A 10650-nucleotide genomic window follows, 5' to 3' on the forward strand; every position below is an offset into this window, starting at 1 on the left:
CCTCCCGACCCCGATCACCCCAGGAGTCCCCTCATGTCCGTCGTCCTCGTCGTCAACAGCGGATCGTCGTCGTTCAAGTACCAGCTCATCGAGATGACCACCGAGGAGACGCTCGCCAGCGGCCTCGTCGAGCGGATCGGCGAGGACACCGGCCGCACGAAGCACACCCGCGACGGGGAGTCGTTCGAGATCGAGGGGCCGATCCCCGACCACACCGCCGGCTTCGACGCGATGATCCGCGCGTTCGGCGAGCACGGCCCGAGCCTCGACGAGTTCCCTCCCGTCGCCGTGGGCCACCGCGTCGTGCACGGCGGCAAGCGCTTCTTCGAGCCCACCGTCGTCACCGACCTGGTCAAGATCAACATCGAGGACCTCGCCGACCTCGCCCCGCTGCACAACCCCGCCAACCTCGAGGGCATCGAGGCGGCGCAGAAGGCCTTCCCGGACGTTCCGCACGTCGCCGTCTTCGACACCGCCTTCCACCACACGATCCCGGCCGAGGCGTCGACCTACGCGCTGCCCGCCGAACTCGCCGAGAAGCACCGCGTCCGCCGCTACGGCTTCCACGGCACCTCGCACAAGTTCGTCTCGGAGGCCGCCGCCGCCTACCTCGGCCGCCGCCGCTCCGACCTGAAGACGATCGTCCTGCACCTGGGCAACGGAGCGTCCGCCTGCGCCGTCGACGGCGGCGTCTCCGTCGAGACCTCGATGGGCATGACCCCGCTCGAGGGCCTGGTGATGGGCACCCGCTCCGGCGACCTCGACCCGGCCGTCGTCTTCCACCTGGCCCGCAAGGCGGGCCTCTCGATCGACGAGCTCGACACCCTCCTCAACCGCCGAAGCGGCCTCCTCGGCCTCACGGGTCGCGGCGACATGCGCGACGTCCAGGAGGCGGCCGAGGCCGGCGACGAGCAGGCCCGCGCCGGGCTCGAGGTCTACTACCACCGCCTCCGCCACTACATCGGGGCCTTCTACGCCCAGCTGGGCCGCGTCGACGCCGTGGTGTTCACGGCCGGAGTCGGCGAGAACGTCGCCGCCGTCCGAGCCGGCGCCCTCCGCGGCCTCGAGGGCCTGGGCATCGAGCTCGACCCCGAGCGCAACACGTCCTCCGACCGCGGCGCCCGCCGCATCTCCACCGACGACTCCCGCGTCGCCGTTCTCGTGATCCCCACGAACGAGGAGCTGGAGATCGCCCGGCAGAGCTTGTCGGTCGTGTAGCGGCGGAGCCGCGACACGACTCGCGGTCGGCTTCCGGGGGTGGCGGCTCCCGTGGAGCGGCTCCTGTCGGGCTGTCCTGAATCGCTGGCACGCGGCGGTGCTCGCTCGTCGTGCAGCGGTGGCCCGCTGCGCGACCTCGGTCGGCCTCTCAGGGGTTGCGTTCCGCAGAGCGTGGAGCGTCGGGGTGCCCTGAATCGCTCGCACGCGGCGGTGCTCGCTCGTCGTGCAGCGGTGGCCCGCTGCACGACCGCGGTCGGCTTCTCGTGGGCCTGCGTTGCGCAGAGCGGGTCTTGTCGGGCTGCCCTGAATCGCTCGCACGCGATTCCGGGTCGCGCCCTCTGCCGAACACGCGGCGACCCTCGCTGGTCGAGTAGCCGCGGGACGCGGCGTGTCGAGAGCCACCGAGTACGAGGGGGATCTCGATGCGCCCGCTGTGCAGGCTGCTCCATCCGCAGGAGCCGGCTGAGGAGCCCCGGCTCAGGGCAGCAGGCGCGCGTCGCCCGCGTAGAGGTTGAAGCCGGAGCCGCGGCTGAAGCCGATCAGGGTGAGGCCGGAGTCGCGAGCCAGGTCCACCGCCAGCGACGACGGGGCACCGACCGCGGCGAGCAGGGGGATGCCGGCCATCACGGCCTTCTGCACCAGCTCGAACGAGGCGCGCCCCGACACCTGCAGCAGCGTCCCCCGCAATGGCAGCCGCCCCTCCAGGAGCCCCCAGCCGACCACCTTGTCCACGGCGTTGTGCCGCCCGACGTCCTCCCGGAGCACCAGCAGCGAGCCGTCCGCGTCGAACAGCCCGGCCGCGTGGACGCCGCCCGTCCGCTCGAACACCGCCTGCGCCTCGCGGAGCCGATCAGGGAGCGAGACCAGCAGCTCCCGCTCGACCCGCAGGTCGTCCTCCGCGACGCTCCACGCCGAGTCGGTGGCGACCGCCTCGAGTGACGCGAGCCCGCACACTCCGCACGAGCTCGTCGTGTACACCGACCGCTCGCGCTCGAGCAGCACGGCCTCCCGCCCGCCGCGAACGCTCGCGTCGACCACGTTGTACGTGTTCTCGCCCGGCCCGGAGCCGCTCGCGCAGTAGCGCATCGCCGCCAGCTGCTCCGACTCTGTGAGCACCCCCTCGGACACCAGGAATCCCGCGACCAGGTCGAAGTCGTCGCCGGGCGTGCGCATGGTCACGCTGAAGCGCCGTCCGCCGACGCGGATCTCGAGCGGCTCCTCGACGGCCAGGACGTCCTCGCGACGGCGGGGCGGATCGTCGGCGCGGACGGCGGTCAGGCGGGTGCGGGCGACACTGCGGCTCATGGGTCTCCTCAGGCGGTGGAGGTCATCCTCCCACCGGGAACCGGGAGCGATGCCGGCGTGCGGACGTACGATGCAGGAATGGTCGATGACGCCGAGCCCCGCGAGAGTCCGATCGACGAGAGCCGCATCTCCGTCCGGTCGCCGAAGAGACGCGCCGTCGGGATCCCCGGCGTCGCCCACGCCCTCGAGATCTCGCTCAAGCAGATGGGCCCGGTGCGCAGCGCCGAGACGCTCCTGCGGGTGAACCAGAAGACCGGATTCGACTGCCCGGGCTGCGCCTGGCCGGAGGGCGACAAGCGCCACGTCGCCGAGTTCTGCGAGAACGGAGCGAAGGCGGTCGCCGAGGAGGCCACGCTCCGCACCGTCACATCGGCCTTCTTCGCCGCGCACCCCGTCGCGGAGCTGGAGGAGTGGGACGACTTCGCGCTCGGCCAGCAGGGCCGGCTGACGGAGCCGATGCTGCTCGAGGAGGGCGCCACGCACTACCGGCCGGTGGGCTGGGATGAGGCGCTCGACCTCGTGGCTGAGGAGCTGCGAGCCTGCGCGAGCCCCGACGAGGCGATCTTCTACACGTCCGGCCGGACCTCGAACGAGTCGGCCTTCGTCTACCAGCTGATGGTCCGCGGCTTCGGCACGAACAATCTGCCCGACTGCTCGAACATGTGCCACGAGTCCAGCGGATCCGCCCTCACTGAGACGATCGGGATCGGCAAGGGCTCGGTGAGCCTGCGCGACGTGGAGCGGGCACCGCTGATCATCGTCGCCGGCCAGAACCCCGGAACGAACCACCCGCGGATGCTGACCGCGCTGGAGCGCGCCAAGCGCGCCGGCGGCACCATCGTGGCCGTGAATCCGCTGCCGGAGGCGGGGCTGCTCCGCTTCCAGAACCCGCAGACCGTCCGCGGCACCCTGGGCGACGGCACGGCCCTCGCCGACCACTTCCTCCAGGTCCGGCTGGGCGGCGACCAGGCCCTGTTCCAGGGTCTGGGCAAGGCGCTGCTCGAGGCGGAGGAGGCGCGCGGCGACGTCTTCGACCACGCCTTCATCCGCGAGAGCACCGGCGGCCTCGCCGAGTACCTCCACGGGCTGCGGGAGGTCCAGTGGGACGAGATCGAGCGGGCGAGCGGGATCGACGAGACGCGCATCCGCACCGTCGCCGAGCTGATCGCGGCGTCCGAGGGCACCGTCGTCTGCTGGGCGATGGGCCTCACGCAGCACGCGCACTCGGTCGCGACGCTCAAGGACGTCGTCAACGTGCTCCTGCTCACCGGCAACATCGGCAAGCCCGGCGCGGGCGTCTGCCCGGTGCGCGGCCACTCGAACGTGCAGGGCGACCGCACGATGGGCATCTTCGAGCGGATGCCGGACTCCTTCCACGACGCGCTCGACCGCGAGTTCTCCTTCTCCTCCCCGCGCGTGCACGGGACGGACACGGTCGCCGCGATCCGGGCAATGCGCGACGGGAAGGCCCGCGTGTTCATGGGGCTCGGCGGCAACTTCGCCCGGGCGACGCCCGACAGCGGAGTGACGGAGGCGGCGATGCGCTCGCTCGCCCTCACCGTCCACGTCTCGACCAAGCTCAACCGCTCGCACGTGGTCACCGGCCGGCGCGCGCTGATCCTGCCCACCCTCGGCCGCACCGACTCCGACGTGCAGCGCTCGGGCGAGCAGCGGGTCACGGTCGAGGACTCGATGAGCGCCGTGCACGCCTCCCGGGGCCGCCTGCGCCCGCCGAGCCCGGGCCTGCGCTCGGAGGTGGCGATCCTCACGGGGATCGCGGAGCGGCTGCTCGAGGGCCGCGAGAACGTTCCCCGGGTCGACTGGGCGGGACTGCGCGACGACTACCGCCGCATCCGCTCGCACATCGCCAACGTCGTCCCCGGCTTCGACGGCTTCGAGGCCCGGATCGACGTGCCCGGCGGCTTCGTCCTCCCGCACCCGCCGCGCGACTCGCGCCGCTTCGACACCCCCTCCGGCCTGGCCCGCTTCACCGCGAATCCGCTCGAGTACCCGCGGGTTCCGGAGGGCAGGCTGCTGCTGCAGACGCTGCGCTCGCACGACCAGTTCAACACCACGATCTACGGCAAGGACGACCGCTACCGCGGGATCCACGACGGCCGCCGGGTGGTGTTCGTCCACGCCGACGACGTCGCCGAGCTGGGCTTCGCGGACGGCGCGATGGTCGACCTGGTCTCGGAGTGGCCCGACGGCGTCGAGCGGCGGGCGGAGGCGTTCCGCGTCGTGGCGTACGACACGCCCCGCGGCTGCGCGGCCGCCTACTACCCCGAGACGAACGTCCTCGTGCCGCTGGACTCGACCGCGAAGATCAGCAACACGCCGACCTCGAAGTCGGTCGTGATCCGCCTCGAACCGGCGGCGTAGGCCTCACCAGGGCAGCGGCAGCAGGCGCACCGAGTCGCCCGCTGCCGCTCCCGGTGCGGGCACGACGGCCACAGCCTCCGAGGCGGCGAGACCGGTGAGCATGTGCGAGCGGATGCCGGCGGAGGCCCGCCAGCCGTCCTCGCCGGAGGAGACGGGCACGAGCACCGTGGTCCCCGCGCGCCCGAGCGGCTCGGCGAGGACGCCCCGGCCGAGAGGTCGGGCAGCGGCGCCCGACGCCGCGTCGAGGGCCGGCGGCAGGAAGGAGAGCGCCGCGAGCAGGGCGGCGAGCGGATTGCCCGGCAGCGCGATCACCAGCGTCCCGCCCGGCAGCAGCGCAGCCATGGTCGGGTGGCCGGGGCGCATGCCGACGCCGTCGACGAGGACGCGCGCGCCCACCGCATCGAGGGCGCGACGGACCGCGTCCACCCGGGAGCGCCCGGTCCCGCCCGTCGTGAGGAGGATCGGCGCCGTGCCCGCCAGCAGCGTCCGTGCGATCGCCTCCTCGTCGTCGCCGCGGCGCACGACCTCTCCCACGGCTCCGCCCGAGAGCTCGACCAGCGCGGGCAGCAGCGGCGTGAACGCGTCGCGCACCCGTCCGGCGGGCGGCATCCCCTCGGTGTCGACCTCGTCCCCCGTGAGGAGCAGGTCGACCGCGGCGGGCGGGCGGACGTCGAGCGCGTCGACCCCGGCGACCGCGAGCAGGGCGAGTTGCGCGGGAGTGAGGCGGGTCCGGGCATCGACCAGCACGGCTCCGCGGGCGGCCTCGTCGCCCGCGCGCCGGACGTGCCGGCCGGGCGGGAGGGGCGCCCGCGCCGTGAGTAGGTCGTCGCGGACCGCGCCCTGCTCGGACGGCAGCACCGCGTCGCTCCAGTCGGGGACGGCGGCTCCGGTGACGATCGGAGCGGCGGTGCCGTCCTCGAGCGGCCAGGGCCCGGGTCCGCGCACGGCCCAGCCGTCCATGGCGGAGGAGTCGTAGTGGGGGAGCGGCCGGGCGGCGGTGACGGCGCGGTCGAGGACGGCCCCGCGGGCGTCGAGGAGGGGGACGGTCGAGACGCCGGAGCGCGCCACCGCTTCGCCGACGATCCGCCTGGCCTCGTCCCAGTCGGTCGCCTCGTGCCCGTGCGCGCTCATCCCGTCCATTCTCCCGGGGCTCGGGGCGGGCCCTGGGCAGGACCCGCCCCGTCGGTCATCCCAGGTAGCCGTTCGGGTTCAGCACGAACTTCTTCGCGGCGCCCTTGTCGAAGTCGGCGTAGCCGCGGGGAGCGTCGTCCAGGCTGATCGCGGTGGCCTGGACCGCGTCGGCGATGTGGACCCGGTCGTGCAGGATCGCCATCATCAGCTGCCGGTTGTACTTCATGACCGGGCACTGGCCCGTGGTGAAGGACAGCGACTTCGCCCAGCCGAGCCCGAGGCGGATCGACAGCGAGCCCTCCTGGGCCGCCTCGTCGACTCCGCCCGGGTCGCCCGTGACGTAGAGGCCCGGGATGCCGAGGGCGCCGCCCGCCGCGGTGATCGACATCAGCGAGTTCAGCACCGTCGCCGGCGCCTCCTTCCCCGAGTCGGCGCCGTTGCCGTGCGCCTCGAAGCCGACGGCGTCCACTCCGCAGTCGACCTCGGGCACGCCGAGGATCTGCTCGATCTGGCCGGCCGGATCGCCCTTCGAGACGTCGACCGTCTCGCAGCCGAAGGAGCGCGCCTGCGCCAGACGCTCCTCGTTGAGGTCCGCGACGATCACGACGGCCGCTCCGAGCAGCTGCGCTCCGACCGCCGCGGCGAGTCCGACCGGTCCCGCTCCTGCGACGTAGACCGTGGAGCCGACGCCGACCCCGGCGGTCACCGCGCCGTGGAAGCCCGTCGGGAAGATGTCCGAGAGCATCGTCAGATCGAGGATCTTCTCGAGCGCCTGATCGCGGTCCGGGAACACCAGGAGGTTCCAGTCGGCGTAGGGGACCATCACGTACTCGGCCTGCCCGCCGACCCAGCCGCCCATGTCGACGTAGCCGTACGCACTGCCCGGGCGGTCCGGATTCACGTTGAGGCAGATGCCGGTCTTGCGCTCCTTGCAGTTGCGGCAGCGGCCGCAGGCGATGTTGAACGGCACGGACACGATGTCGCCGACCTTGACGAACTCGACGTCGGGGCCGACCTCCACGACCTCGCCGGTGATCTCGTGGCCGAGCACGAGGTCCGACGGAGCGGTGGTGCGGCCGCGGACCATGTGCTGGTCCGAGCCGCAGATGTTGGTGGAGACGGTGCGGAGGATGGCGCCGTGCGGCAGCTTCCGCCCGATGTTCGCCGGATTGACGCCGGGTCCGTCCTTCAGCTCGAAGGTGGGGTAGTCGATGTCGATGACCTCGACGACTCCGGGGGACTTGTAGGCGACGGCTCTGTTGCCTGACATGCGGGGCTCCTTCAGATGGACGACCGCGGCGCAGTCGGCCGCGGGAGTCCTGCGCCGCTCTCGGTCCGAGCCGCGGCGCCGGGACTCGGGGGAACCGTACGGCGTCGACCTGGTGCCGGATCGAGGCCGGTGGAGTAGCGTCTCAGGAGGCGTGCGGACGCTCGTCCACCGCCCGGTGCGAGGCCGCGAGCGCCGCGTCGAGCGCGTCCCGTCCGCCCCCGGCCAGGCCCGCCGCGTAGCCCGCGAGGAACGTGGTCAGCGGAGCCGCCGGCCGGACCACTCCGTGCGCTGCGCGACCGGCGAGGGCGAGCAGGGCGTCCGGGTCCACCGGGACCTCGCCGAGGCCGAGCGCGGAGCACAGCTCGGCCCACCAGCCGGCGAGCACCTCCTCGGTGGGGCGGGCGCCGTCGGAGGCGGAGGGGCGGGGGCCGGTCGTGTCGTCCATCCGCTCAGTCTGCGCCGCGCGGGACCGGCAGGTCGATCCCGTGCCGGTGCGCGTCGGCGGGCGCGTCGACGTCGTCGGTCGTCCCTCCGGGCACCGTCACGAGCCGCGGGGGAAGGACCCGGAGGAGGGCGCGCACCGAGGCGCCGTCGGGATCGCCGAGCGCGGTGAGCGCTTCGACGAGGGCCGCTCGCCGGTGCACGCCGAGGAGCTGCTGGGCTCGGCCGCTCGCGTCGACCGCCAGGAGGGAGGCCTCGACGGCGTTCGACGCGCCCTCGAGCAGGGTGTGCACGGCGGGAGCGGGGGCGACGAGATCGGCGGCGAGCACGACGACCCAGTCCGGAGCGCCCGGGCGGTCGAGCAGGGGCAGCGCGGCGGCCAGGCCCGCGACCGGGCCGCCGAACGGCGGATCCTCCTGGACGAGCTCGGCGCCGTCGACAGCCGGTGCGAGCGACCACGGTCCGGCCACGACCCTCCGCTCGGCTCCGCGCACGGCTGCGAGGGCGGTGCCGAGGAGCGTCGACTCGCGGTGCCGGAGGAGCGGCTTGACCGCGCCGCCGAGGCGGGAAGCGCGTCCGCCGGCGAGCACGACCGCGTCGAAGCGGGGGAGCGGAGGCGGCGGGAGCACGGGACCGAGGCTACGCGCGCTCGGAGGTCCGCCGTCCCGGCTCCGGTGTCGGAGGTCGCGGCTACTCTTGTCGGGTGGTAGCAGCCCTGTATCGCCGGTACCGGCCCGAGACGTTCGCCGAGATGATCGGCCAGTCCCAGGTGACGGATCCGCTCATGACGGCGCTCCGCACCAACCGCGTCAACCACGCCTACCTCTTCAGCGGCCCCCGCGGCTGCGGCAAGACCACCTCGGCGCGCATCCTCGCCCGCTGCCTCAACTGCGCGACGGGCCCGACCGACACCCCCTGCGGCGTCTGCGACAGCTGCGTCGAGCTCAGCCGCGAGGGCCAGGGCTCGCTCGACGTGGTCGAGATCGACGCGGCGAGCCACAACGGAGTCGACGACGCGCGCGATCTGCGCGAGCGCGCCATCTTCGCCCCGGCGCGCGACCGCTTCAAGATCTTCATCCTCGACGAGGCGCACATGGTCACGCCGCAGGGCTTCAACGCGCTGCTCAAGATCGTGGAGGAGCCGCCGGAGCACGTGAAGTTCATCTTCGCGACCACGGAGCCGGACAAGGTCATCGGCACGATCCGCTCGCGCACGCACCACTACCCGTTCCGGCTCGTCCCGCCGGCGCAGATGCTCGACTACACGCAGGAGCTCTGCGAGCGCGAGGGCGTGCACGTGGCGGCCGGCGTGCTGCCGCTCGTGGTCCGCGCGGGCGGCGGGTCCGTCCGCGACACGCTCTCCCTGCTCGACCAGCTGATGGCCGGCTCCGAGGCCGAGACCGTCGAGTACGAGCGGGCCGTCGCCCTCCTCGGCTACACCCACGGCGCCCTGCTCGACGAGGTGGTCGACGCGCTCGCCGAGCACGACTCCGCCGAGGCGTTCGGAGCGGTCGACCGCGTCATCCAGACGGGGCAGGACCCGCGCCGCTTCGTCGAGGACCTGCTCGAGAAGCTCCGCGACCTGATCGTCGTCGCCGCGACCGGGGGAGCGGCCTCGGCCGTCCTCCGCGGCGTCTCGCAGGACGAGCTCGACCGCATGGCCGGCCAGTCGCGCGCGCTCGGCCTGGCCGAGCTCTCCCGCATCGCCGACGTGGTCAACGAGGCCCTCACCGAGATGACCGGTGCGACCTCGCCGCGCCTGCACCTCGAGCTGATGATCGCCCGCACCCTGGTGCACGGCACCGGCGCCGGCATCGCGCCCGCTGCTGCCCAGGAGGAGCGCCCGCGGCACGTGGCCGCGCCGCGCGAGTCCGCGGCGCCCGCCCCGCGGTCGTCCGAGGCGTCGCGCGCGTCCGAGCCGTCCCGTGCGCCCGAGCCCCACCACGCCTCGCACGCCGCCGCTCCCGGCTCGGTGCCCGAGTCCATCGCGGCCGCTCCGCGCACCGAGGCGCCGGTGACGGCGTCCGAACCGGTCGCTGCGCCGCCGGTGAAGGGGCCCGACGAGACGGCGGCCGCGCCGGAGGCGGACGAGTCCGCGCCGGCCGAGTCAGGACGCCCCCGCGCGACGACCGCCGCGGCGGCTCGTCCGGAGCCGGACGAGCAGGAGCCGTCGGATCAGGCCGCTGCGTCCCCTGAGGCGGCCCCAGCCTCGGCGCCCGCTGCCTCCGCACCCGCTGCGGCCGCGGGCGACGCACCCGCCGACGGCGCGGTCACCCTCCAGCGGATGAAGGACACCTGGCCCGAGATCCTCGAGGTCGTGCAGAAGGCGAAGATGACCGCCTGGCTGGTGGCCTACACCGCCCAGGTGCGCGCCCTCAAGGACGACGTGCTGACCCTCTCGTTCCCGAGCCAGAACGACGTCGAGTCGTTCAAGATGCCGGGAACCGCCGGGCAGCCCGGAGTCAGCGAGTACCTGCGTCAGGCGATCCAGCAGGTCCTCGGCCTGCGGGTGAAGTACATCGCCCGCGTCGAGCCTCGCGCTGCCGCCCCGGAGGCCGAGCGCGCCGCCGTCGAGGCGACCGCCGCGCCCGCCCCGGCTGCGCCGATCCCGGCCGCGACCGGCTCCGACGGATGGGCCACGGTGGCGATCCCCGCCGATCCGCCCCCTGCGGCCGAGGCGGCTGCTCCCTCCGCTCCGGTGGAGGCCCCCGCCGCGGCCGCCGAGCCGGTGCGCGCCGCTCCCGTCGCCGCCGCTGAAGCCGTTCCCGCCGGCGACGAGCCCCCGTTCGACGAGGAGCCGCCGGAGGAGGACATGCCGCCGGTCGAGCCGCCGATGCCCGACTCCTGGGCGACCGTCGCACCTCCCGGCGAGCCCGCCGCCGCGCCCGACCCCGCCGCCCCGT

At 73.9% G+C, this 10650-nt stretch carries 8 protein-coding genes; 3 read left to right on the top strand and 5 right to left on the bottom strand.

Annotation, left to right across the window (positions count from 1 at the left end):
* The first annotated feature begins 33 nt into the window (after nt 1-33).
* Complete coding sequence (locus C5C56_RS16880; RefSeq protein WP_104227458.1) at nt 34-1218, top strand: acetate/propionate family kinase; 1185 nt, start codon at nt 34-36, stop codon at nt 1216-1218.
* Nucleotides 1219-1695: 477 nt separating this feature from the next.
* Here the strand turns inward: C5C56_RS16880 and fdhD are convergent, their stop codons facing one another.
* Nucleotides 1696-2523, bottom strand: coding sequence for a formate dehydrogenase accessory sulfurtransferase FdhD (fdhD, locus tag C5C56_RS16885; RefSeq protein WP_104319976.1), 828 nt, complete (start codon nt 2521-2523; stop codon nt 1696-1698).
* A 78-nt stretch (nt 2524-2601) separates the two neighbouring features.
* On the opposite strand from fdhD, the gene C5C56_RS16890 reads away from it, so the two are divergent.
* The gene (locus C5C56_RS16890; RefSeq protein ID WP_104288833.1) at nt 2602-4905 is read left to right on the top strand and encodes an FdhF/YdeP family oxidoreductase; all 2304 of its coding nucleotides are present in this window, start codon (nt 2602-2604) and stop codon (nt 4903-4905) included.
* 3 nt (nt 4906-4908) lie between these two features.
* On the opposite strand, the gene C5C56_RS16895 is transcribed toward C5C56_RS16890, so the two are convergent.
* The 4 genes from C5C56_RS16895 to C5C56_RS16910 all read right to left on the bottom strand — a co-directional run bounded on the left by C5C56_RS16895 (nt 4909) and on the right by C5C56_RS16910 (nt 8376).
* A complete protein-coding gene (locus C5C56_RS16895; protein WP_181137624.1) occupies nt 4909-6036 on the bottom strand; it encodes a molybdopterin molybdotransferase MoeA in 1128 nt (375 codons plus the stop codon).
* Between the two features lie 55 nt (nt 6037-6091).
* Complete coding sequence (gene fdhA / locus C5C56_RS16900) at nt 6092-7306, bottom strand: formaldehyde dehydrogenase, glutathione-independent (RefSeq protein ID WP_104225123.1); 1215 nt, start codon at nt 7304-7306, stop codon at nt 6092-6094.
* A gap of 142 nt (nt 7307-7448) precedes the next feature.
* On the bottom strand, nt 7449-7751 hold the full coding sequence (locus C5C56_RS16905; RefSeq protein WP_219812223.1) for a DUF6457 domain-containing protein: 303 nt from the start codon (nt 7749-7751) through the stop codon (nt 7449-7451).
* 4 nt (nt 7752-7755) lie between these two features.
* The gene (locus tag C5C56_RS16910) at nt 7756-8376 is read right to left on the bottom strand and encodes a molybdenum cofactor guanylyltransferase (protein ID WP_258065707.1); all 621 of its coding nucleotides are present in this window, start codon (nt 8374-8376) and stop codon (nt 7756-7758) included.
* 74 nt (nt 8377-8450) lie between these two features.
* On the opposite strand from C5C56_RS16910, the gene C5C56_RS16915 reads away from it, so the two are divergent.
* Nucleotides 8451-10650: DNA polymerase III subunit gamma and tau (locus C5C56_RS16915; RefSeq protein WP_104319979.1), on the top strand; the 2200-nt coding region annotated here is incomplete at its 3' end.

Source organism: Rathayibacter sp. AY1D1, from assembly GCF_002932635.1.
Lineage (GTDB): Bacteria > Actinomycetota > Actinomycetes > Actinomycetales > Microbacteriaceae > Rathayibacter.